At 67.1% G+C, this 20,343-nt stretch carries 24 protein-coding genes; 15 read left to right on the top strand and 9 right to left on the bottom strand.

Annotated elements, in window-relative coordinates; all coding sequences use genetic code 11:
• The first annotated feature begins 72 nt into the window (after nt 1-72).
• Nucleotides 73-975, top strand: coding sequence for an oxidoreductase (locus CLU88_RS13650; protein WP_099657059.1), 903 nt, complete (start codon nt 73-75; stop codon nt 973-975).
• Nucleotides 976-1,078: 103 nt separating this feature from the next.
• Here the strand turns inward: CLU88_RS13650 and CLU88_RS13645 are convergent, their stop codons facing one another.
• Both CLU88_RS13645 and CLU88_RS13640 read right to left on the bottom strand, forming a co-directional pair.
• The gene (locus CLU88_RS13645; protein ID WP_099658863.1) at nt 1,079-1,612 is read right to left on the bottom strand and encodes a hypothetical protein; all 534 of its coding nucleotides are present in this window, start codon (nt 1,610-1,612) and stop codon (nt 1,079-1,081) included.
• A 20-nt stretch (nt 1,613-1,632) separates the two neighbouring features.
• Complete coding sequence (locus CLU88_RS13640; protein ID WP_233205464.1) at nt 1,633-2,406, bottom strand: NIPSNAP family protein; 774 nt, start codon at nt 2,404-2,406, stop codon at nt 1,633-1,635.
• A gap of 251 nt (nt 2,407-2,657) precedes the next feature.
• Here CLU88_RS13640 and CLU88_RS13635 point away from each other — a divergent pair, with 251 nt between their 5' ends.
• On the top strand, nt 2,658-3,644 hold the full coding sequence (locus tag CLU88_RS13635; protein ID WP_099657058.1) for a YafY family protein: 987 nt from the start codon (nt 2,658-2,660) through the stop codon (nt 3,642-3,644).
• A gap of 174 nt (nt 3,645-3,818) precedes the next feature.
• On the opposite strand, the gene CLU88_RS13630 is transcribed toward CLU88_RS13635, so the two are convergent.
• The gene (locus CLU88_RS13630; RefSeq protein WP_099657057.1) at nt 3,819-4,484 is read right to left on the bottom strand and encodes a TetR/AcrR family transcriptional regulator; all 666 of its coding nucleotides are present in this window, start codon (nt 4,482-4,484) and stop codon (nt 3,819-3,821) included.
• 112 nt (nt 4,485-4,596) lie between these two features.
• Between CLU88_RS13630 and CLU88_RS13625 the strand changes: the two genes are divergently transcribed.
• The 9 genes from CLU88_RS13625 (at nt 4,597) to CLU88_RS13585 (ending at nt 10,972) form a co-directional block, all read left to right on the top strand.
• Nucleotides 4,597-5,025 (top strand): VOC family protein, encoded by a 429-nt coding sequence (locus tag CLU88_RS13625; RefSeq protein ID WP_099657056.1) that lies wholly within the window; start codon nt 4,597-4,599, stop codon nt 5,023-5,025.
• Nucleotides 5,022-5,717 (top strand): glutathione S-transferase family protein, encoded by a 696-nt coding sequence (locus CLU88_RS13620; RefSeq protein ID WP_099657055.1) that lies wholly within the window; start codon nt 5,022-5,024, stop codon nt 5,715-5,717. The genes CLU88_RS13625 and CLU88_RS13620 overlap by 4 nt, the downstream gene beginning before the upstream one ends.
• An 81-nt stretch (nt 5,718-5,798) precedes the next feature.
• The gene (locus tag CLU88_RS13615) at nt 5,799-6,284 is read left to right on the top strand and encodes a DUF1579 domain-containing protein (protein ID WP_099657054.1); all 486 of its coding nucleotides are present in this window, start codon (nt 5,799-5,801) and stop codon (nt 6,282-6,284) included.
• 294 nt (nt 6,285-6,578) lie between these two features.
• Nucleotides 6,579-7,934 (top strand): hypothetical protein, encoded by a 1,356-nt coding sequence (locus CLU88_RS13610; RefSeq protein ID WP_099657053.1) that lies wholly within the window; start codon nt 6,579-6,581, stop codon nt 7,932-7,934.
• Nucleotides 7,935-8,078: 144 nt separating this feature from the next.
• On the top strand, nt 8,079-9,146 hold the full coding sequence (locus tag CLU88_RS13605) for a pirin family protein (RefSeq protein WP_099657052.1): 1,068 nt from the start codon (nt 8,079-8,081) through the stop codon (nt 9,144-9,146).
• Between the two features lie 99 nt (nt 9,147-9,245).
• On the top strand, nt 9,246-9,788 hold the full coding sequence (locus CLU88_RS13600; RefSeq protein WP_099657051.1) for a DUF2059 domain-containing protein: 543 nt from the start codon (nt 9,246-9,248) through the stop codon (nt 9,786-9,788).
• A 17-nt stretch (nt 9,789-9,805) separates the two neighbouring features.
• Nucleotides 9,806-10,279 carry a peptidylprolyl isomerase gene (locus CLU88_RS13595; RefSeq protein ID WP_099657050.1) on the top strand — a complete coding sequence of 158 codons (474 nt, stop codon included), beginning with the start codon at nt 9,806-9,808 and terminating at the stop codon, nt 10,277-10,279.
• Between the two features lie 15 nt (nt 10,280-10,294).
• The gene (locus tag CLU88_RS13590; RefSeq protein WP_143226004.1) at nt 10,295-10,645 is read left to right on the top strand and encodes a hypothetical protein; all 351 of its coding nucleotides are present in this window, start codon (nt 10,295-10,297) and stop codon (nt 10,643-10,645) included.
• Between the two features lie 3 nt (nt 10,646-10,648).
• Entirely contained in the window at nt 10,649-10,972 is a 324-nt protein-coding gene (locus CLU88_RS13585) for a hypothetical protein (RefSeq protein WP_099657048.1), read from the top strand.
• Between the two features lie 67 nt (nt 10,973-11,039).
• On the opposite strand, the gene CLU88_RS13580 is transcribed toward CLU88_RS13585, so the two are convergent.
• Nucleotides 11,040-11,960 (bottom strand): LysR family transcriptional regulator, encoded by a 921-nt coding sequence (locus CLU88_RS13580; RefSeq protein ID WP_099657047.1) that lies wholly within the window; start codon nt 11,958-11,960, stop codon nt 11,040-11,042.
• 109 nt (nt 11,961-12,069) lie between these two features.
• Between CLU88_RS13580 and CLU88_RS13575 the strand changes: the two genes are divergently transcribed.
• The gene (locus tag CLU88_RS13575; RefSeq protein WP_099657046.1) at nt 12,070-12,735 is read left to right on the top strand and encodes a glutathione S-transferase family protein; all 666 of its coding nucleotides are present in this window, start codon (nt 12,070-12,072) and stop codon (nt 12,733-12,735) included.
• Nucleotides 12,732-13,778, top strand: coding sequence for a pyridoxamine 5'-phosphate oxidase family protein (locus tag CLU88_RS13570; RefSeq protein ID WP_099657045.1), 1,047 nt, complete (start codon nt 12,732-12,734; stop codon nt 13,776-13,778). Before CLU88_RS13575 ends, CLU88_RS13570 begins: the two co-directional genes overlap by 4 nt.
• Before the next feature lie 83 nt (nt 13,779-13,861).
• On the opposite strand, the gene CLU88_RS13565 is transcribed toward CLU88_RS13570, so the two are convergent.
• The 4 genes from CLU88_RS13565 to CLU88_RS13550 form a co-directional block, all read right to left on the bottom strand.
• On the bottom strand, nt 13,862-14,737 hold the full coding sequence (locus CLU88_RS13565) for a TIGR03915 family putative DNA repair protein (RefSeq protein ID WP_099657044.1): 876 nt from the start codon (nt 14,735-14,737) through the stop codon (nt 13,862-13,864).
• A 15-nt stretch (nt 14,738-14,752) separates the two neighbouring features.
• Nucleotides 14,753-16,045, bottom strand: a complete 1,293-nt coding sequence (locus CLU88_RS13560) for a putative DNA modification/repair radical SAM protein (RefSeq protein ID WP_099657043.1) — start codon at nt 16,043-16,045, stop codon at nt 14,753-14,755.
• A 225-nt stretch (nt 16,046-16,270) separates the two neighbouring features.
• Nucleotides 16,271-17,116 carry a class III extradiol dioxygenase family protein gene (locus tag CLU88_RS13555; RefSeq protein WP_099657042.1) on the bottom strand — a complete coding sequence of 282 codons (846 nt, stop codon included), beginning with the start codon at nt 17,114-17,116 and terminating at the stop codon, nt 16,271-16,273.
• A 212-nt stretch (nt 17,117-17,328) separates the two neighbouring features.
• Nucleotides 17,329-17,679, bottom strand: a complete 351-nt coding sequence (locus CLU88_RS13550; RefSeq protein WP_099657041.1) for a protocatechuate 4,5-dioxygenase subunit alpha — start codon at nt 17,677-17,679, stop codon at nt 17,329-17,331.
• A gap of 73 nt (nt 17,680-17,752) precedes the next feature.
• Here CLU88_RS13550 and CLU88_RS13545 point away from each other — a divergent pair, with 73 nt between their 5' ends.
• Together CLU88_RS13545 and CLU88_RS13540 are read left to right on the top strand one after the other, a co-directional pair.
• The gene (locus tag CLU88_RS13545; protein ID WP_099658861.1) at nt 17,753-18,673 is read left to right on the top strand and encodes a LysR family transcriptional regulator; all 921 of its coding nucleotides are present in this window, start codon (nt 17,753-17,755) and stop codon (nt 18,671-18,673) included.
• A gap of 94 nt (nt 18,674-18,767) precedes the next feature.
• Nucleotides 18,768-19,163, top strand: coding sequence for a hypothetical protein (locus tag CLU88_RS13540; RefSeq protein ID WP_143226003.1), 396 nt, complete (start codon nt 18,768-18,770; stop codon nt 19,161-19,163).
• A gap of 19 nt (nt 19,164-19,182) precedes the next feature.
• On the opposite strand, the gene CLU88_RS13535 is transcribed toward CLU88_RS13540, so the two are convergent.
• The gene (locus CLU88_RS13535; protein WP_099657039.1) at nt 19,183-20,073 is read right to left on the bottom strand and encodes a gamma-glutamyl-gamma-aminobutyrate hydrolase family protein; all 891 of its coding nucleotides are present in this window, start codon (nt 20,071-20,073) and stop codon (nt 19,183-19,185) included.
• Nucleotides 20,074-20,343 lie beyond the last annotated feature (270 nt).

Below are 20,343 nucleotides of genomic sequence, written 5' to 3'. Positions count from 1 at the left end.
GCGGGCGCGGTAAGACGCCCATCCACCCCTGATGGGGCCTTTTCCACACCACCACTCACTCCTTCATTCGCCATGGCCGTTGCTGCTCCTTCCTCCACACCCCATAACACCTCTTCCTACCCCCGCGTCTGGATGATCACCGGCGCCTCGCGCGGTATCGGTGCGCGCATCGCCGAGGCCGCGCTGGCCCAGGGCGACGCCGTTATCGCCACGTCGCGCGACGCCGCATCGATCGAAAAGCGCTTTGGCGGGCACGATGCCCTGTTGCCCCTGGCGCTGGACGTGACCGACGAGGCCCAGGCCCGCCATGCCGCAGGCGCGGCGCTCGACCGTTTCGGCCGCATCGACGTGCTGGTCAACAACGCGGGCTACGGCCTGCTGGGCGCGGTGGAAGAGGCCACCGCCGACGAGGTGCTGCGCCTGTACGACACCAATGTGTTTGGCCTGCTGCATGTGACCCGCGCCGTGCTGCCCGCCATGCGCGCGCGCCGCGCCGGGCATGTGGTCAACATCTCGTCGCTGGGCGGCGTGCAGTCGGCCGCCGGGTTTGGCCTGTACTGCTCCACCAAGTTCGCGGTCGAGGGCATCACCGAGGCGCTGCACGCCGAGCTGGCGCCGCTGGGCATCCACGCCACCGTGGTGGAGCCCGGGTACTTCCGCACCGAGTTCCTGGACAGCGCCTCGCTGGCCGTGTCGCCCCGCGTGCTGGACGACTACGCCGAGAGCGCCGGTGCCGTGCGCGAGGCCGCACGCCGCATCAACCTGAACCAGCCCGGCGACCCTGTGCGCCTGGCCCAGGCCGTGATGCAGCTGGTGGCCAGCCCCCACCCGCCGCTGCGCCTGCCGCTGGGTACCGATACGTTGCAAGCCATTGCCGACAAGCATGCCTTTGTGGCGAAAGAGACGGCGCAGTGGCGCGCGGTGGCTGCGTCCACGGACTTCCCAGTGCAGGAGACGGCGCTTCAGACGGTGTGAGTCAATGCTCCTGTTTTGGTAGCTGCTAGCGTCCTGCCACCGTGCGGCAGGGGCTGTTTGGGTCCCAATCTTTGGGCCTGGGTGCTGCGGGGGCTGCCGACGCTCACACCGGCCGTGCAAACTCCATCACCCAGTTCACCTCCCAGGTCGCGCCTCCGTCGTCCGAAAACGCCTGCTGCCAGCGCGGCGCGCCGGTGTGCATCTGCGACCACTCGAAGCGCACGCGCACCGGGCGGCCCTCGAACAGCTCCTCGCCTTCAAACAGGCCCACGCCATTCTGAAAACCACCCATCACGGGCGGCAGCAGCTGGCCGGTGGCAGGGTCCAGGCCGCCCGTGAGGTTGTCGATCCAGTAGATGCTCCAGCGCTGCGATGCCGGGCAGTACACCCGCAGCGACATACCCACATAGCCCGGCTTCCACGCGAGTGGCGTGAAGTCGTCGCAGTTGCCGATGCCGCCGGGCAGCGGGCGCGCGGTGCCGGTGGCGTCGAACACCTCCCAGTCGTGGCAGCCCGCCAGGCGACGCACCAAGCGCGTGTTGCGGATGCGCCAGGGGCCCATGAGGAAGTCGAAGTCGCGCGCGGCGCTGGGGGCCACGGTGGGCGAGGGGATGGTGATGAGATGGGGCGTGGTCATGGCGGTGCTCTGGTGGGGCTTCATGCGTGCAAGGCGCTGCGCGCCGTGGGCTGCAGGCGCAAGGTGTGGGGCGGGCCCGCCAGCCAGCGGGCCAGGCCCGGGGCCAGGCCGCGCTCCCAGGCGCCGCTGCTGGTCACGGCCTGGGCGGCCGCTGCGCTGCCAAACAGGGCCAGCGCCAGCAGCACGGGTTCGCCCTCGCGCACGGGCAGGCGAGGGAAGGTGTTGGCGCTGGCCTCGGTGCAGTACCACGCCACCTGGCGCGCGCCACTGCGCTGCAGCAGCGGGGCCATGCGGTGGTGGCAGAAGTCAAGCAGCGCGGGCGTGTGGCTCTCGCGCAGGGGGAAGACAGTGGCGGTGAGCACGCCCGGTGCCGCACCGCTGCAGCCCGGCGCGGGTCGTGCGTGCTGGGGCAGGGCGATGGCGGCGCCGGGCCAGGCGGGGCGCAGCAGCAGCACGTTGTCCGAATCGACCATGGTGGCGTTGGCCGCGCTGCGGTGCGCGGCCCACACCGGGCCGCCATAGAAGCCTTCGAGCGCGCGGCGGCGGGATTCCATGCTGGCAAAGCCGCGCAGCCACACAAACATGTCGGGCCGGTCCAGGTCGCGGAACTGGCCCAGCACGCGCATGCCGTGGGCCTCCTGCGTTTCCACGAACTCGCGGTCGAACAGGTCGATGAGCACCTCGCGCTGCTGCGGGTGCAGTGTGTACTGGCGCAGCTCGACGACAGCACATTCGTCGGCGGCGGGCGCTGCTGCGCAGGGAGGGGGTGGCGTGGCCATGAGGGCTTCGGGCATGGGGGGCTCCTGGTGAAAAGGGGCAGAGAAACACAACGAGCCCGCAGTCTGCGCCGCCATACATGCCACCTTGTGGCAGGTATTTGGGATATCTTTGCGCATCGCCTTTTAGAGCGGCTAACAAACTCTTCTGGCGTCGTTGCCGCGTCTTGTCGCACTACGCGTACTGCCTGCGACGCAGCGCCTAGCCAGAACCGCTTCGCTGAGTTTGTTAGCCGCTCTTGTCGCACCCACCACACCCTTTTTGCACCATGCGCGCCAGCCGCCTGCTTTCCCTTCAGATGCTGCTCGAAACCCGGGGCCGCATGAGCGCAACCGCGCTGGCCGATGCGCTGGAGGTGTCGGTGCGCACGCTCTACCGCGACGTGGACCAGTTGAGTGCCGCCGGTGTGCCCATCTATGCCGAGCGGGGGCGCCATGGCGGTTTTGCGCTGTTGCCGGGCTGGAAGACCACGCTCACTGGCCTCACGCCGTCCGAGGCGCAGGCCGTGTTCTTGAGCGGCCTGCCCGGCCCCGCGCAGGACCTGGGCCTGGGCGGCGATGTGGAGGGTGCGCGCCTGAAGTTACTGGCCGCGCTACCCGCCGCCTGGCGCGAGGACGCCCAGCGCGTGAGTGCCCGCCTGCACCTGGACCCGGTGGACTGGTACCGCGAGAGCGACCCCACGCCGCACCTGCCCACGGTGGCCGCAGCGGTGTGGAGCGGCCACCAGATCGCGATGCGTTACACCAGTTGGACGGACACCGTGGAGCGCACTGTGAGCCCGTTGGGCTTGGTGCTGAAGGCGGGCGTGTGGTACTTGGTGGCCATGCCCACGGGCGCGGACGAGCGCGCGCCTCGCACGTACCGGGTCTCAAACATCCTGGCGGCCACCGTGCTGGGCAAATCGGCCAGACGCCCCGCGCGCTTTGACCTGCCCGCCTATTGGGCCGCATCGATCCAGCGTTTTGAGTCGGGCCTGTACACGGGTGAGGCCGTGCTGCTGGCCACGCCCGCTGGCCTGCGGGGCCTGCGCGTCCTCAGCAGCGCCGTGGCGCGCGCAGTGGCCGCCGCGCCACCGTCCCGCCGCAAGGATGGCCGCACGGCCGTGACGATCCCCATCGAGTCGGTGGAGCATGCCTGCGGGCAGCTGATGCGGCTGTCACCCCAGGTGGAGGTGCTGCGGCCCGCGGCATTGCGCCGCGCGCTGGTGGTGCGGGTGCAGGCCACGGCGCGGCTGTATGGGCTGGTTGCCAGATGAGGGATCGTGGGCTTTGCTATTAAGTCAATAGCTGTATCGGCATGATGGATAGGCGCTACCGGCCGATAACGTCATAGGAGCCCGTTCAGAGTCTTTTGGGAGCCGCACAAGTACCTTGCGCATCTCTGCCCAAAAAAACCGTTGTGTGACTCCTGGAATATCGTCAACAGGTTCTCAGAGCCCTCGTTCCACCATGTCCAGCAGTCGCTGGCTCAGCTGGTCCAGCATCTGCTGGGGCGTGCTACGCAGCGGCCCGTCGATGGCGAGCAGCGCCATGCCATGCACCGTGGACCAGGCCAGGTATTCGGCCCCGGGGCGGCGTGCGGGTGGCAGGGCGCCCGCAGCCACCAGGTCGTCCAGCGCAGCGCTCAGGTGCTGGAAGGGGTTGAGTCCTGTGGCGCCGCCCATGGCGGGGTCTGGGTTTTGCTGCACCGTGAAGCGGCCACCGAAGGCGGTGCGAAAGAGCCCTGTCTCGGCGTGCGCAAACCGCAGGTAGCCCGCGCCCACGGCGCGCACCTTGGCATGGGCCTGCTCTGTGGGTGTGCCGGTGGTGGGCACTTGGGTCAGTTCGGTTTCCATGGACCGCGCGGCGGCGGCCACGGCAGCAGCGCGCACGGCACCCAGCAAGTCGTCCCGGTTGGCGAAATGGCGGTACGCCGCATTGGGCGCCACACCCGCGCGGCGTGTGGCCTCGCGCAGCACCACCGCATCCGGGCCGCCCTGGCGCGCCAGTTCGATGCCTGCGTCCAGCAGCGCACGGTGCAGGTCGCCGTGGCGGTAGGTGGTGCGTGCGGTGGGCTCACTGGATGTGGCGGCTTTGTTGCGGGGGGTTACGGTCATGGACAGCTTGGATGTGGACACTGTCCATTATCTTTGCTATTGTTTGTGGACGGTGTTCACAATGACGTTGGCACCGTTGCCACTCCGTCCGTTCCATCCCGCAGGAGATCCCATGAGAGTTGAGCCCTATCTGATGTTTGAAGGCCGCTGTGAAGAGGCCCTGGACTTCTACCGCAGCGCGCTGGGCGCGCAGGTGACCATGCTGATGCGCTACAAGGACAACCCCGAGCCCGCCGCCGGGCAGGGCTGCAGCGAAGGCCCTGGCCCCGGCCCAACGCCCGAGATGGTGATGCACGCCGCCTTCACGGTGGGCGAGACGGTGCTGATGGCGTCCGACGGCATGGGCTCGGGCAAGCCCACGTTCCAGGGCATCTCGCTGGCGCTGAGCCCGGCCAGCGAGGCCGAGGCGCAGCGCCTGTTCAACGCACTGGCCGAGGGCGGGCAGGTGCAGATGCCGCTGTCCAAGACGTTCTTCTCGCCCGCCTTTGGCATGGTGGCCGACAAGTTCGGCGTCAGCTGGATGGTGGTGGTGCCCGCATGAGCGCGCTGGCGTCCACCCCCGCAGGCGCTGCCATCCTCGCCCTCTACGGCCACCCGTTTTCTTCCTACACCCAGAAGGTGCTGACCGCGCTGTACGAGAACGGGACACCCTTTGAGCTGCGCAACCTCGACCCCGCAGCGGCGGACAACCATGCCCCCGACTGGCTGCGCCGCTGGCCGCTTGCCAAGTTTCCGGTGCTGGTGGATGGTGACCGCACGGTGGTGGAAAGCAGCATTGTGATCGAGCACCTGCAGCTTGCGCACCCGGGGCCGGTGCCGTTGATTCCGCTTGATCCCAAGGCGGCGCTGGAGGTGCGGTTCATGGACCGCTTCTTTGACCTGCATGTGATGGCCCCCGTGCAGCACGCGGTGAATGCTGCGTTGACCGGCGACCCCGAGCGCCGCTCAGAAGGCGTGGCCTGGGCGGCCGACAAGTTGGACAAGGCCTATGCCTGGCTGGAGGGCGCATGGGCTGGGCGGACCTGGGCTGTAGGGGACCACTTTTCGCTGGCCGACTGCGCAGCAGCCCCCTCGCTGTTCTATGCCGACTGGACGCACCCCATCGCCGCTACCTACCCGCAGCTGCGCGCGTACCGTGCCCGGCTGCTGGCACGCCCCTCGTTTGCACGCGCGGTGGAGGGCGGGCGACCTTACCGCCACTACTTTCCGCTCGGTGCGCCAGACCGCGACTGAGCCACAGAGTGACTGACTGACGGAGCGAGCGACGGGCGGTGTGCAAACGCGCCGCCATCCACCCCACCAGGAGACCCATCGATGATGAATCCAGAACCCCATGCCCTGCACCGCTGGCTGCACCAGTTGTTGGGCGACTGGACCTGTACCTCCGAGGCCGACATGGGCCCTGGCCAACCCCCTGAGCGCGGCACCGGCACCGAGCAGGTGCGGGCGCTGGGCGACTACTGGGTGCTGTGCGAAGGCACCGGCACCATGCCCGGCGGTGGTGAGGCTCGCATGCTGATGACCTTGGGCTACGACCCCGCGCAGCAGGTGTTTCGCGGCAGCTGGGTGGGCTCGATGATGGCGCACATGTTTGTGTACAGCGGCACGCTTGACGCCGACCAGCGCGTGCTGACGCTGGAGACCGAAGGCCCCAGCTTCACGGGCGACGGCAGCACCACACGCTACCGCGACACCATCACCCTGCTGAGCCCGCAAGAGCGCACCCTCACCTCCGCAGGCCTGCAACCGGACGGGCAGTGGAACACGTTCATGCGCGCCAGCTACCGGCGCGTGGGGTGAGTGTTGCGCTGGCAAGTGGTGATTTGCTATTGAATGTGTAGCTGCTAGCGCTTTTGGAGACTGCGCTAGAGGCTGAAATGGCTTGCATGTTGGGTGGGTGCCGGCCACCGTGGGTTGGGGCCGCACCTGCGCAAACCGCAGGCAAGTTGGTACCCACAGCGCCTTAGGGCACACGGCGGCAGGAGGGGCGGGTTCAGGCCTGGGCGGCTGAAATACCTTGTAACGCAACCCTTGGGGTTTGGCCGGAGGCAGCGCCAGATAATCCTTCGGCCTTGTCCTCCTCTGCCACCATCCATGCCGACTGAAAACGCCCTAGCGCCTGTGCTGCCCACCGATCTCTTTGAAGAGCGAAACCGCCAGAGCGAAGAGATGCTGGTGTATCGCCACGCTACATCACATGAAGTGCCCGTCGTCAGCCTGCGCGTGCAATGGCTGGTGTTGGGTGGGCTGGTTGTGGTGGCGCTGGCTTTTGTGGCGTGGATGCTGCTGCGCACGTTTCCCAATCTGGTCCACATGAGCTGGGATGAGTGGCGGGACATGGGTGCAGCGTTTTTGCAAAAAATGCAGAAAAAAGACGCAGCGTGGTTACCTTGTCTGTACCTGGTTTGGGCAATGGTGTTCTGGGGAGGACGCTGGCTGTGGAATCGCCACCTCAGGCTATACATCACCCCGCAAGGCTTGCGCCAAGAGCACCGGATGCCGCTGGGCTTGCACCACCTGTTTGGGCAGAACTGGCAGATTGAGTGGAGCGAGGTGCGCGGCATCACGACGCGCCGTACAGATGTCTTGAACGGGAATATCAGCCCGATGGCATGGGCAGAGATCGTGCTGCAACTCGGCAAAGGCCGGCAACGCGTGCTCCGCCCTGCCTTTTGGTTTCGGCCGGGCGATCCGCCACGCCCGCGTCTGAAATCGGTATACGGCGTGTGGTCGATGTCACCGCCTTGGTCGGGGCCAGACAACCACAGCCAACTGACGCGGGCGTTTGCCAACCTGCGCCTGGTCAGCGCGATGCAGAGCCACGCCCCCCTGCCGGATGTGGCCTTGCCGTGGCCGGGCATTCCAAACTCCTTCAGCACCGACCTGAACCGCCAGCCCGAGGTGCTGACCCTGCTCGGCGGTGCAGTCCTGGTGTTTGTGGTGGGCCTGTTTTTGATGGTGGCCGCCCCCAACGTGCACCTGCACGCGTCTCCGGGCTGGGTCGCTCGCGCTACATGGGCCGTGGGCACACTGGCCCTATGGGCGGCGGCGTGGCAGGCGTGGCGTCGCTATCTGGCCTCGCAACCGGTTCCGGTGCCCACGCAGCGGCCTGCCGTGCCTTTGTCCAAGCCCGCCCTGGCCTTTGCTGCGGTGTTGTGGATGGCAGCGCTGGCCTTTGTCATCGAGCCCTTGCTGGTCCACTCCGCCTTGCTGGGCCGCGCCGATGCGTGGCACACCCACCGCTTTGCGTTGGGGGGCGGCTGGGCCAAACCTATCGGCCCCGAGGCGGCCCACATCCCGCCCATCGAGTTGCCCGGCGCGCAAAGCCGGCTGGCCTGGATCAAACCCGGCAGCGAGGCCGACCTGGCCACGGTGGAGGGCCGCTGGGGGCTGTGGATTTTCAACGACGCGCCTTTGCGCGCTTTGGCCACGCAGCAGGGCGTGCGCTGATCGCGCAGAGGGCCGATGGCAGTGGGCACTGTCCTGTTCGCAGGGCGCATTGTTCCAGCGGCCGCACTAGTGCTGGGGCGCGCGGGCCCCATATTCACCCTGCGTGCCGCCCGACAGGGGCGGCGCATTTCATAAGGAGCCAGCATGTCGTCCGCCCCCACCGCCCCATCCACTGCCGCCAGCAGCCCCGTGTTGCAGACCCAGCCCCTGGGCCCGCTGTGGCCCACGATGGATCCGTTTCTCTTCTGCGCCCACCACGACGACGCCTACCCCGCTGGCGACGGCGCGTTTGCGCCCGCCGTGTCGCGGGAAGGGCGCCAGATGGGCAGCGACTTCAGCCGCAAGGACGGCTGGAGCATGTACCACGGCGACACCGTGCCCGGCTTCCCGGGCCACCCGCACCGGGGCTTTGAGACGGTGACGTTGGTGCGCAAGGGGCTGATCGACCACGCCGACTCGCTGGGCGCGGCCGCGCGCTTTGGCGGGGGCGATGTGCAGTGGGTTACGGCGGGCAAGGGCATCCAGCACTCTGAGATGTTCCCGCTGCTCAACGCCACCGAGCCCAATCCGCTCGAACTCTTCCAGATCTGGCTGAACCTGCCTGCGAAGAACAAGATGGTGGAGCCGCACTTCACCATGCTGTGGAACGAGCGCATCCCGCGCCTGCAACACCGCGACGCTGAAGGCCGCCTGACCACCGTCACCGTGGTGGCTGGTGCGCTGCCAGGCGCCGCTGCCCCGTTGAGCCCGCCGCCCGAATCCTGGGCCTCGCAGCCGGATGCGGACGTGGCCATCTGGACGCTGCACCTGGAGCCCGGCGCACGCTGGACGCTGCCCGCCGCCACTGGCCAGGGCACGCGCCGGATGCTGTACTACTTTGTGGGCAACGGCCTCACCGTGGGCCCGCAGGCCCTGGCGGGCCACGCCGCACTGGAGATCGTGGCCGGGCAAGCCTGGGAGCTGGTCAACACCGGCACCACGGCGGTGGAATGCCTGCTGCTGCAAGGCCGCCCCATTGGCGAGCCCGTGGCGCAATACGGCCCGTTTGTGATGAACACGCAGCAGGAAATCATGCAGGCCATGCAGGACTACCGCCGCACCCAGTTCGGCGGCTGGCCCTGGCCTGAGAGCGACCCCGTGCACGGGCCTGAGGCGCGCCGGTTTGCGCGCTACCCGGGGTCTGACCGCGAGGATGACCCGGTGCTTGGCTGAGCCATGCGTGGGCATGGGTTTCCCACGGGTTTGGTGGCCGCCCTGGGTGGACGGCGCTGCGGGTAACATGGCGGCGCTTTTTACATTCAGGGGGTTTGCATGCGTCTTTCTAGTTGTGTTCGGCAGATGGGGTTGGCCGTAGCACTGTCTTCGGTGGTGGTGGGGACTGCCTGGGCGGCGCAGCCCAGCGACAAGTCCATTGCGGCCTTGCTGGCGGTGACCCAGAGCGAGCAGTTGATGGAAGACATGAGCGCCCGCATGGCCCAGTCCATGCACCAATCGATGATGGGCATGTTCCAGAACCAGAAGCTCAATGCGCGGCAGATGGAGGTGCTCGACAGCATGTCGCGCGAGATGGGGGTGCTCGTGCGCGATGAGATGAGCTGGGAAGTCCAGCGCCCGCAAATTGTGAAGATCTACCAATCGGTGTTTACGCAAAAGGAAGTGGATGCGCAAATTGCGTTCTACCGCTCGGCGGCAGGCCAATCGATGGTGAAGAAAATGCCCCAAGTGACGGAGCAGAGCATGGCCCTCATGCAAGAGCGCATGAAAATCATGATGCCGCGCTTTCAAGCCTTGGCCGAAAAGGCCGCTGCGCAAGTCCAAGAACTGAAATCCGACCCCGCGCCTGCGGCCCCCTAACTTTTCTCTGTTGAACCATGACTTCCATTACCAAAGACTCCGCAGTCACCATCACCTACAAGGTGACCACGCCCCAAGGCAAGCCGCTCGACTCCGGCAGCCTGGCCTACCTGCACGGTGGCTATGAAAACATCTTCCCCAAGGTCGAAGCCGCGCTGGAAGGCCAGGCCGTGGGTTTCACCGCCAACATCGACCTGGCCGTGGAAGACGCCTTTGGCGCCCGCGATGAAAGCCTGGTGCGCACCATCCCCAAGAGCGAGTTTCCACCCGGCGTGAAGGTGGGCGGCCAACTGCAGGGCGTGGGCGCAGACGGCCAGCCCGCCGTGTTCAACGTGGTCAAGATCAAAGGCCCTGAAGTGCACCTGGACGGCAACCACCCCTTGGCGGGCGAAGCGCTCAAGTTCAGCTGCAAGGTCACGGCCGTGCGCGCTGCCAGCGCCGAAGAAATCGCCCACCGCCACGTGCACGGCGCCCACGGGCACCAGCACTGATTGGGCCACCCCGCCGTGCAAGGGTTATTGGACCGCCTGGGCTATGCGCTGATCGGCCTGTTCTTTGGCGCCCTCATCGGCGTGGCGGGCTGGTGGCTGTATGGCGTGGCGCATTCTGTGCGCTACCGAGGCCCGGGCATGGACCCGCTGCTGCGCCACTGGGTGCAGTACGGCGGTGCCATTTTTGGCGTGCTGGGCTTCCTCCTGCGCGAGCGTGCGGCCGATGTGGTGGCCGACACGCTGTCTGCGATGCTCCACTTCGAATTCAACCCCGCGCCCGGCCGCGTGGCGTCTGCCGTGCTGGGCGGCGTGGTGTTGGTGATTGCGGTGGCGGCGATCTGGTTCACCAGCCCGATCAAAGGCTAGCCCATGGCTGGCGTTGCCGACCCAGCACTGGGCCTCTACATCCAAAGTGTGGAGGCCGAGGCCAAGCTCGATATTTGCGCAAGCCCATCGGTCGGCATGGGCTCAGATTTTGGTCGGGCGTTCCAGGCTTGGCGAGCCGCCCATGCAGCCGCACTGGCCGAGGGCGCTGCGATGGCTGCAGAGCGGGGCATGACCGGTGGGACCCGCCCCAGCATTCAGTCCTTCGCGCGCATGAATGCGCAGACGTTGGCGTCCTTGCCCCTCGATGACCGGCAGCGCCGTTGTAACGAGCTTCTGGCATTTTTCAGTGGCAAAGAGGCCCGATAGATTGCTCATCTATTGATAGCTGCTAGCGCTTGATTGGTAAGCGTTGACGGCCAAAATGACATAAAACTCAGCGCCCCTTTCGGGTCAAGCCTTTGCCCTGTAGCACCGGCTCGGCCGCCAGCCGCTCGCGCGCAAATTCCACAAACGCCCGCACCTTGGCGGGCGCACGCCGCCCGGCGGGGTAGACGATGTGCACGGGCACCGGCGGTGGCTCAAACCCGGCCAGCACAATGCGCAACCGTCCCGCGCGCAGGCTGGCCGCCGCCTGGTAGGCGAGGCAGCGCGTGAGGCCCAGGCCCGCCTCGGCGGCGGCAATGTCCACCTCGTTGGCGTTGCTGATCCATGCGATCTGCGGCTGGCCCACCAGCCCTTCGCCAAACTTCCAGGGCGCAGCGGCGCGGGCGTCGAACGAGAACGCAATCGCTCGGTGCTGCGCTAGGTCCTGCGGGTGCTGCGGCTCGCCGTGGCGTGCCAGGTACTCGGGCGAGGCCACCACCAGCCGCCGCAGTGCGCCCACGGGCAGGGCGGTGAGGCCCGAATCCGGCAGGTGGGCAATGCGCACGGCCACATCCATGTCTTCTTCCAGCAGGTGCACCAGGCGGTTCACAAACAGCGTGCGCGCCTGCACGCGCGGCTGGGCCTGCAAGAAGCTCTGCACGATGGGCGCCACATGGTGGATGCCGAACATCTGCGGTGCCGTGATGGACAGCAGCCCCTGTGGCTGCACTTGCGCGCCACTGGCGGTCTGTTCGGCCTCTGCCAGGTCGCTCAGGATGGGGCGGCAGTCGGCCAGAAAGCGCTCGCCCGCCTCCGTCAGCCGCACCCAGCGCGTGCTGCGCTGGAACAGCAGCACACCGAGCCGCGCCTCCAGCGCCGCAATGGCGCGCGTGACGGCCGCCGCCGAGCAGCCCAGCCGCCGCCCCGCCACGGCAAAGCCGCCCGCATCGGCCACGGTCACAAAGCAGCGCAGGGTGTCGAGGTGGTCCATTGTTGCGTCTCTCGAAATTCTGAAAGACGCACTATCGCTATTCACGCCGCCAAGTGCAATAGATAAGGTTGAGTCCTTCACAGAACCTGTTTTGACAAGGACGTACCCCATGGCCGCCACCCACCTTCCCGCCGCCCCGCTCACGCTGCACCGCACCGCCATCTCCGGCCACTGCCATCGTGTGGAGCTGCTGCTGTCCCTGCTCGGCCTGCCCCACCGGCTGGTGGAGGTGAACCTGTTGCAGGGCGAGCACCAATTGCCCGCGCACCGTGCACTCAACCCGCTGGGCCAGGTGCCCGTGCTGGTGGATGGCGACGTGGTGCTGAGCGACAGCAACGCCATCCTGGTCTATCTGGTGCAGCGCTACGCGCCCGGCAGCGCATGGATGCCGCAAGACCCCGTAGGCCAGGCGCAGCTGCAGCGCTGGCTCAGCCTGGCGGCAGGCTTTCTAGCGGCGGGCATTGGTGGGCCGCGCTTTGCGACGTTGACGGGCAAGCCCATCAACGAGGTCGCCCAGGCCCAAGGCCGACGGCTGCTGGACTTCATGGAAGCCGCGCTGCAAGGGCGCGACTGGCTGCTGGGCGGGGCCACGCCCAGCCTGGCCGATGTGGCCATGGTCAGCTACACCTCGCAGGCCCATCTGGCAGGCCTGCCGTTGCCCACCGTTTACCCGCGCATCGCCGCCTGGGTGGCACGCCTGCAGGCGCTGCCCGGCTATGTGCCGTTGCTGGACCACCTCAGCGGTTTGACTCCTCAGCCTGCGGAGGCCGTATGACCGCCCTGCCCACAGGCGGCAGCGAAGGCCCCGCCCCCAGCGCCTGGCACGCCGGTGAACAAGCTCTGCAAGCCCGCGCTGGCGTGCACGAGCGCATGGCCGCCGTGGGCGAGGTGGTGGTGCGCGACCACATGCCGGACCAGCACCGCGAGCTGTTTGAAAAGCTGCCCACGCTGCTGCTGGGTGCACTCGACGCACAGGGCCAGCCCTGGGCCACCATGCTGGCGGGCCCACCGGGCTTTGTGCACACGCCCCACGCGCAGCGCATGGACATTGCCGCGGCTATCGACCCGGCCGACCCCGTTGACCCCGTTGACCCAGTGATGGCGGCGTTGGCCGCGCACGGCACCGGCGCACCCGTGGGCGTGCTGGGGCTGGAGCCGCACACACGCCGCCGTAACCGCATGAACGGCCATGTGGTGCGCTGGGGCGCGCAGCAGGGCCTGTCGATCACGGTGGCGCAGAGCTTTGGCAACTGCCCCAAGTACATCCAGGCCCGCGCACCGGGCCTGCGCGCCGCCGTCACTCCACCCCAGCCTGCCCAGCCGCTGGGCCCGGCGCTGGATGCGGCGGCGCTGGCGCTCATCGCGCGCAGCGACACGCTGTTCATCGCCAGCGCCTCGGCCGCCCGGCCTGGCCTGCAGCGCGGGGAGGGCGTGGACATGTCCCACCGGGGGGGCGAGCCCGGCTTTTTGCAGGTGAGGCACACGCCCCAGGGCCTGGAACTGTGGCTGCCCGATTACCCCGGCAACCTGTTCTTCAACACCCTGGGCAACCTCGCGCAGCACCCGCTGGCCGGACTCTTGTGGGTGGACTACGACGATGGCGGCCTGCTGCACGTGGCCGCCCGCGCCGAGCTGCTGTGGGGCGAGGCCGAGCGCGCCCCATGGCCCGGCGCGCAGCGCGTGCTGCGGTTGTTGGTGCTGGGTGGCGTGTGGCGCGCCCAGGCACTGCCCTGGCGGTGGACGGCGGCGCAGCCTGCGCCGCAGTTCAGTGCGATGCGCCAGGCCGAGGGCGTTCAGGGGCGGCGCCCATCCACCTGAACCGTTCACGCTGAGCCTGTCGAAGCGCCGCGCAAGGCTTCGACAGGCTCAGCCCGAACGGGGTTTCATGTGCAGAGGCCTACTCATTCCAGCTCCACGGGTCTTGGGCGCTTGAGCGGCGCAATCATCTTGCGCGGTGTGGTGGGCTCGGCCGCCACCATCTGCGCGCTGCGCTCGTGCGCCGTCTGCGCCAGCTCGGTGATGAGCGCGGCTTCGGGCAGGTTGTGCCAGTAGCGCGTGGGCATCTCCTTTTTCATCATGGTCAGCTTGAGCCGCGCGGGGTTGAAGATGTGGCGGTAGTAGGTGAGCCACAACGCCTCGCCTGCGTCGGGTGGCGGCGTGTCGCTGCGCTGTGCGCCCGGGCCGGTGTGCAGCTGCTGGCCGTCCCAGCGCACGCTGGCGTCGGGTGTGAGGATGGCCCAGCGCATCTGCGTGAACCGGCGGATGAAGAAGCCCGCATTGGCCTCGGTGATGTAGTGGTCGGGCTCGAACCAGGCCATGTGCAGGGTCTCGCCATCGGGCTGGGTCACGGGGCGAAAGCGCACAAACGCGTGCATCTTGTGTTTGTCGCGCGCCACGGCGCGGACCATGTGGTGGGCCAGCATGCGGTCCGCGTCCAGCGGGTCGTGCCGCGCGGCTTCGGCTTCATTGCCGCCTTGCGCCATGCGCCACAGCAGGCGGTACATCAGCGAGAAGCGGCCCGGGTCGCGGTGCAGGATGAGCTGCTCGCACAGGTGCACAAAGTCGGGCGGTACGCGCAGCGCGGGCGCATCGGGGCTTGGTGGTGGCAGGACGTTGTGGCTGTGAGGCTCGGGCGCAAACAGGTCGCTTGCCGCATCGGCTTGGCAGCGCCAGTCCACGGCCTGTGGGGGTACGTTGGCTTGCACCAGGGCGCGTGCCGCTTGGCGAAAGCCGGGCCAGTCGGTGGGGTGGTCCAGCGTGATGGTGTGGCGCTGCATGCGGGCCTCTCCAGCTCAAAACAAGCTGCGCTGCACCGGCGGCGGCGCCAGTTGCGCCGCCAGGTCGGCTGCGTCCAGCGCACGGCCGGGGCGGTAGTCGGCCGCCTCCACAAAGGGCAGCACCTTCTTGAGCGGCACATGCAGCCGCGCCAGGTCGGCATGCCGCAAGCGGCGCACGCGGCGGGCGGCCAGCAGGCGGTCCACCGTCTGTACACCAAAACCCGGCACGCGCAGCAGCAGCTCGCGCGGGGCGGTGTTCAGGTTGACCGGAAAGCGCTCGCGGTGCGCCAGGGCCCAGGCCAGCTTGGGGTCCATGTCCAGCGCCAGCATGCCGGCCTGGCTGCCTGTGGCGCCTTGGCTTGGCGGCACGATTTCGTCGTGGGTGAAGCCATAAAAACGCATCAGCCAGTCGGCCTGGTACAGCCGGTGCTCGCGCACCGTGGGTGGTGCGGCCAGTGGCAGGGCGCGGGCCGCATTGGGAATGGGGCTGAAGGCTGAGTAGTACACCCGCCGCAGCCGGTGCACGCCATACAGTCGTGCGCTGGTGGCGAGGATGGTGCGGTCGTTGGTCGCATCCGCCCCCACGATCATCTGCGTGCTCTGCCCGCCGGGCGCAAAGTGCGGCACGCTGGCCCGGCGCGTGGTGCGCGATTGCGGCATCGACACGATGGCCTGTGCAGCCTGCTCCTTGCGCGCGGCGCGCGATTCGCCAATGTGCACGGCCATGCGGGCCATCGACCGGTCAATCGCGGCGCTGTCTTTTTCTGGCGCCAGGGCCGTGAGGCCTTCGGCTGTGGGCAGCTCGATGTTGATGGACAGGCGGTCCGCATAGCGGCCTGCGCGCTCCATCAGCTCCGGCGCTGCATCGGGCATGGTCTTCAAGTGGATGTAGCCGCGAAAGTCGTGCTCTTCGCGCAGCACGCGGGCCACCTCCACCACCTGCTCCATGGTGTAGTCGGGGCTCTGGATGATGCCGCTGGACAGGAACAGCCCCTCGATGCAATTGCGGCGGTAAAAGTCCAACGTGAGCTGCACCACTTCATCGACTGTGAAGCGTGCGCGGGGCACGTTGCTGGTGACCCGGTTCACGCAGTACAGGCAGTCGTACTGGCAGAAGTTGGTGAGCAGAATCTTGAGCAGCGAGATGCAGCGCCCGTCCGGCGCGTAGCTGTGGCAAATGCCCATACCCTCGGTGGACCCCATGCCGCGCCCGCCCACGGAGTTGCGCGGCGCAGCACCGCTGGATGCGCACGAGGCGTCGTACTTGGCGGCGTCGGCCAGGATGGCGAGTTTGGACTGTAAATTCACTGTATGAATTTACAGTATTTGGAGGCTGGGTACCAGCCCTGGGGGAAAATTCCCTGGGGCGTGATCGTTCAAAATTGATAGCTGCCAGCGCTTTATGGACGGGCGCTAGAGGCCAAAAAAGTGCTAAATCGTAGGTCGGATTAGCGCAGCGTAACCCGACACCATCGCTCCCGCCGTTCCCTGTCGGGTTACGCCCATTGGGCTAACCCGACCTACACCGCTGCGTTACACCGCCTCCAGCGCCATCACCGCCGTGGCGGTGTTGGAGATAGGGATGTGGTAGTTGCTGTGCACCCGGCGCACGCCCGCACTCGCAGTGGCCAGGGCGCCCCGCATGGCCAGCCACATCAGCAGCTCCACGCCCTGGGTGCCGGTTTTTTCCACCAGCTCGTGCACGCTGAACTGCGTGGCCCATTCGGGGTTGGTGGTCAGGCTCTCGATGAACTGCAGGTCAAACGCCTTGTTGATGAAGCCCGCGCGCTCGCCGTCGAGCTGGTGGCTGAGGCCTCCTGACGCAATTACTGCCACCTTCTTGTTGCTGTCCCAGCTCTGGATCGCCTGGCCCACGGCCTTGCCCAGGGCGTAGCAGCGCTTGGCCGATGGCAGCGGGAACTGCACGGTGTTGATACACACTGGCACCACCGTCACGGGGCAATCGCCCTCGGGCCAGAAGAGCTTGAGCGGCAGCGTGCAGGCGTGGTCCACCAGCATCTCCTGGCAGGTGGTCACGTCAAATTCCTGATCGATCAGCGTGTTGATGAGGTGCCACGACAAGTCCACCTCGCCCGGGAACGGCGGCAGCGTGGGGATGCCCCAGCCTTCGTCGGCGTTGTTGTATTGCGCCGCTGCGCCCACGGCAAAGGTTGGCATCTTGTCGAGAAAGAAGTTCAGGCCGTGGTCGTTGTAGAACATCACCACCACGTCCGGCTTCTTCTCGCCCAGCCATTGGCGGATGGGCGGAAAGCCGTCGAAAAAGGGCTTCCAGTACGGATCGTTCTGCAGGCCCTTGTGGATGGCGTTGCCAATGGCCGGGATGTGCGAGGTGCCGAGGCCGCCGATGAGTTGTGCCATGTGAGTCTCCAGTTCAGTGTTTGAGGGCGTGGTGGGCTAACCCGCCGCGCGCGTTGCGCAGCGTTGTGGCTGCTGGGGTTGTTGGGGCTACTGCTGCCCCCATCCGTTCGGGCTGAGCCTGTCGAAGCCGGGGCGCGTTGGTGGTGCGGCGCTTCGACAGGCTCAGCGTGAACGGGTGGGGTGGTGCTGGAAAGAGGTGGGCTCAGCGCAGGTCAGTCCCGTCCTGCCGCCACCAGCATCGCCTTGAATTCGTCTTTGGTCATGCCCGTCTGCTGCGCGCCGATGTCCTGCATGTCCAGCTTGAAGATGCCCGCGAACTTGGCCAGGTAGTAGGCGTTGCCGCCTGCGGCAATCAGCTGCAGCACGTTCTTGGCGCGGATGGCGGCTGCTTGCTGCTCGTTCAGGCCGTACTTGCGCATGTACGCCTCTTCATCGGCCACAAAGGCCTTGCGATTGGCCTCGTCGTTGAACGAAAAGCACATCTTGTTCAGCGCATAGCCCTTGCGGGCCTGGTCGCCGTCGAACGGCGTGGTGCCGGAAATCGGGGGCTGTTTGGAAGGCATGGTGTCTCCAGGTCTTGATGTAAGTCAGCGCAGTGTCAAGGCGCCATTGCCAAAGATGAAGGGGGCAAAGATCATCGAATGCATGAGCAAATTCGATGGATCACAGCTGGACGGGCACCTGCTGAAGCTGCTGCTGGCGGTGCTGGAGACGGGCAGCATCACGGCGGCGGCCGAGCGCCTGGGCGTCACCCAGTCGGCGGTAAGCCACCTGCTGGACAAGTTGCGTGCCATCACCGGCGACCCGTTGTTTGTGAAGCGCGGGCGCGGCATCGTGCCCACCGCCCGGGCCGAGGCGCTGGCCCAGCCTGCGCGCGACATGCTGCACCAGATGCAACTGTTTGCCCACGGGGCTGAGTTTGACCCAGCAGCGTGGCAGACCGACCTGACGATTGCCGCCAACGACTTTCAGCGTGATCTACTGCTGCCCGCCCTGGCCGCGCGCCTGCGCACTGCCGCACCGGGCGTCACCCTGCGCATCGTGCCCAGCGGCGCGCCCAGCGCCGAGCTGCTGCGCTCGGACGCGTGCCAGCTCGTCATCAGCCCCCGCCCGCCGGATGGCACCGACATCGTGCAAAAGCGTTTGTTTGAAGACCAGTACCGCGTGTTCTACGACGCCAGCGTGCGCAGCGCGCCCGCCACCGAGGCCGCCTACCTGGCCGCCGACCACGCCACCGTGGCCTACGAAGCGCACCGGGGGCTGGACCTGGACCGCCAGCTGCAGGCCCACGGCGTGCGCCGCCGTTTTTCCGTGCGCGTGCCGGGCTTTGCGGCGCTACCGGCCTTTGTGCGTGGCACGGCGCTGCTCACCACGGCCCCGTCGCTGCTGGCCCGCACGGCCCTGGCAGGCCTGGCCAGCGCGCCCGTGCCGGTGGTGTGCCCGGCCATGCCGATGTATCTGATCTGGCATGCGCGGTATCAGCAGGATGCGGCGCATCGGTGGCTGAGGGCCGAGGTTGAGGGGGTGGTGGGGCCAGTGTTGCAGGTATCCAGTTGACGCATGGGGGTGTTGCGGCGGCTGTGGGCGCGGGCCTTCACAATCGTTGGCCAACGAATTCTTGACCTTTAGGCAGGGGAGTGGGGAGGGAATGATGAACGTCAAAAACCGAATGGCCGCAATGTTGGCCATCGCGCTGTGGGGCGCGCTACCAGTTGCGCATGCGCAAGCACCTTACAGTCTGAAAACAGTGGAATCGAACCCGGTTCCGCGCACCGAGATGCTCAACCTCTGGCGGGAGGTCGCGTTGCAGCAATGTGCCGATGCGCGCAAACGATTCAACCTATCGCACGACGACTGCTTGCGTGAGGTGGGCAAGCGGGCCGATGCTTGTACTGCGGCCCAGATGTCTTCGACACCGGCCATCGTGTCCAGCATGGCCGTCTCCAAAGATGTGGGACGCAAATACCTGCATTGCGCAGTGCCGTTCTATTTCTGCAAAGGCGTCGAGGTCAAAACCGAAAAAGAGGTGCTTGAGCAGTGCCGTTGATAGGCCGCTGAGCGCCGCTTCAGTGACCTTCTTCGACGCGCTGGCGGTCCTTGCGCAGTGCCGTTTTCAGCAACCGCGTCGCCCGGTCCTTGAGTCCCACCGGCTTGCCCGGCCGCACCGGGTGCTTGCGTGCCTCCACACAGGCCGCCAAAAAGTCCTGCAGGATGGCCGTGTCGTCCAGCGTGTCCGAGCCTTTTTTATGAAACTCCGGGTGCCACTGGGTGGCCGCGATGTAGCCGCGCCCGGGGGCGGGCTTGAGGCGGATGGCTTCGGGCACGCCGTCGGGTTCGCTCAGGGCTTCCACCTCAAACTCGGGTGCCACACGCTTGATGCCCTGGTGGTGGATGCTGTTGACCCGTGCGCGGGGCAGGTCGGGGTAGAGCTGGGCCAGGTGTGAGCCGGGAACGATCTGGATGTCGTGGAAGTGCTGGTCGTAGGTGGTGGCGTTGCGGTGCTGTCGTGCGCCGGGGTGCTGGGTTTCGATGTCCTGGTACAGCGCGCCGCCAAAGGCCACGTTGATGAGCTGCAGGCCCCGGCACACGCCAAAGATGGGTTTGCCCACTTCGGCAAAGGCTTTGACCAGGGCCAGGTCGTAGATGTCGCGCACGCGGTCGCCCACCCATTCTTCACGCAGAGGTTCTTCGCCATAGTTGCCGGGCCACACGTCGGCGCCGCCGTGCATCACCACGCCATCCAGCCACTCGGCATAGTGCTGCAGCGTCACATCGCCGCGCGCCGTCTCGCCCGTGGGGCAGGGCACCATCACGACGATGGCGCCGGACGACATGATCCAGTGCGCGATGGATTGCTCGACGTACTGCAGCGTCTTATTGGTGAACAGGGGGCGGGTGGGGTCTGCGTGCTGGAAGCAGGCGGACAGGCCGATTTTGAGGCGGGGGGCGTCGGGCATGGCGGGGTGGTGCTGAAGGTGCGCTGGCGAGGGGGCGCACAGGCCAAGCATGGTTGTAGCACCTCGCTGCCCGTGGCGGTGTAGGAGAGCGTCGGCTTCCGTTGCCGCATCTGAGAACCTGTTCAAAGTCTTTTGGGAGATTGCATTGGAGTGCAATCGGGATGAGTGGATGCCTCGGATGCGCCGCATGGGCTCGTGCCCATGCAAGCAGCCGGGGCGTTCAATCGCCCGATTTCACTCCAACCCTTCGGGCAAGTGGCTTGCCGGGCG

The sequence above is a fragment of the Acidovorax sp. 56 genome, assembly GCF_002749705.1.
GTDB lineage: Bacteria > Pseudomonadota > Gammaproteobacteria > Burkholderiales > Burkholderiaceae_C > Acidovorax.
The sequence above is the reverse complement of the archived record's forward strand: the minus strand, read 5'-3'. Positions and strand labels throughout refer to the sequence as shown.

Excerpts from the sequence above, each read along its gene's own strand:
- CLU88_RS13580 (WP_099657047.1), bottom strand. The coding sequence starts at position 11,960 with ATGGACCACCTCGACACCCTGCGCTGCTTTGTGACCGTGGCCGATGCG.
- CLU88_RS13610 (WP_099657053.1), top strand. The coding sequence starts at position 6,579 with ATGCCGACTGAAAACGCCCTAGCGCCTGTGCTGCCCACCGATCTCTTT.
- CLU88_RS13550 (WP_099657041.1), bottom strand. The coding sequence starts at position 17,679 with ATGCCTTCCAAACAGCCCCCGATTTCCGGCACCACGCCGTTCGACGGC.
- CLU88_RS13635 (WP_099657058.1), top strand. The coding sequence starts at position 2,658 with ATGCGCGCCAGCCGCCTGCTTTCCCTTCAGATGCTGCTCGAAACCCGG.
- CLU88_RS13630 (WP_099657057.1), bottom strand. The coding sequence starts at position 4,484 with ATGACCGTAACCCCCCGCAACAAAGCCGCCACATCCAGTGAGCCCACC.
- CLU88_RS13645 (WP_099658863.1), bottom strand. The coding sequence starts at position 1,612 with ATGACCACGCCCCATCTCATCACCATCCCCTCGCCCACCGTGGCCCCC.
- CLU88_RS13625 (WP_099657056.1), top strand. The coding sequence starts at position 4,597 with ATGAGAGTTGAGCCCTATCTGATGTTTGAAGGCCGCTGTGAAGAGGCC.
- CLU88_RS13570 (WP_099657045.1), top strand. The coding sequence starts at position 12,732 with ATGACCGCCCTGCCCACAGGCGGCAGCGAAGGCCCCGCCCCCAGCGCC.
- CLU88_RS13640 (WP_233205464.1), bottom strand. The coding sequence starts at position 2,406 with ATGCCCGAAGCCCTCATGGCCACGCCACCCCCTCCCTGCGCAGCAGCG.
- CLU88_RS13650 (WP_099657059.1), top strand. The coding sequence starts at position 73 with ATGGCCGTTGCTGCTCCTTCCTCCACACCCCATAACACCTCTTCCTAC.
- CLU88_RS13585 (WP_099657048.1), top strand. The coding sequence starts at position 10,649 with ATGGCTGGCGTTGCCGACCCAGCACTGGGCCTCTACATCCAAAGTGTG.
- CLU88_RS13595 (WP_099657050.1), top strand. The coding sequence starts at position 9,806 with ATGACTTCCATTACCAAAGACTCCGCAGTCACCATCACCTACAAGGTG.
- CLU88_RS13600 (WP_099657051.1), top strand. The coding sequence starts at position 9,246 with ATGCGTCTTTCTAGTTGTGTTCGGCAGATGGGGTTGGCCGTAGCACTG.
- CLU88_RS13565 (WP_099657044.1), bottom strand. The coding sequence starts at position 14,737 with ATGCAGCGCCACACCATCACGCTGGACCACCCCACCGACTGGCCCGGC.
- CLU88_RS13615 (WP_099657054.1), top strand. The coding sequence starts at position 5,799 with ATGATGAATCCAGAACCCCATGCCCTGCACCGCTGGCTGCACCAGTTG.
- CLU88_RS13555 (WP_099657042.1), bottom strand. The coding sequence starts at position 17,116 with ATGGCACAACTCATCGGCGGCCTCGGCACCTCGCACATCCCGGCCATT.
- CLU88_RS13540 (WP_143226003.1), top strand. The coding sequence starts at position 18,768 with ATGAACGTCAAAAACCGAATGGCCGCAATGTTGGCCATCGCGCTGTGG.
- CLU88_RS13575 (WP_099657046.1), top strand. The coding sequence starts at position 12,070 with ATGGCCGCCACCCACCTTCCCGCCGCCCCGCTCACGCTGCACCGCACC.
- CLU88_RS13620 (WP_099657055.1), top strand. The coding sequence starts at position 5,022 with ATGAGCGCGCTGGCGTCCACCCCCGCAGGCGCTGCCATCCTCGCCCTC.
- CLU88_RS13535 (WP_099657039.1), bottom strand. The coding sequence starts at position 20,073 with ATGCCCGACGCCCCCCGCCTCAAAATCGGCCTGTCCGCCTGCTTCCAG.
- CLU88_RS13605 (WP_099657052.1), top strand. The coding sequence starts at position 8,079 with ATGTCGTCCGCCCCCACCGCCCCATCCACTGCCGCCAGCAGCCCCGTG.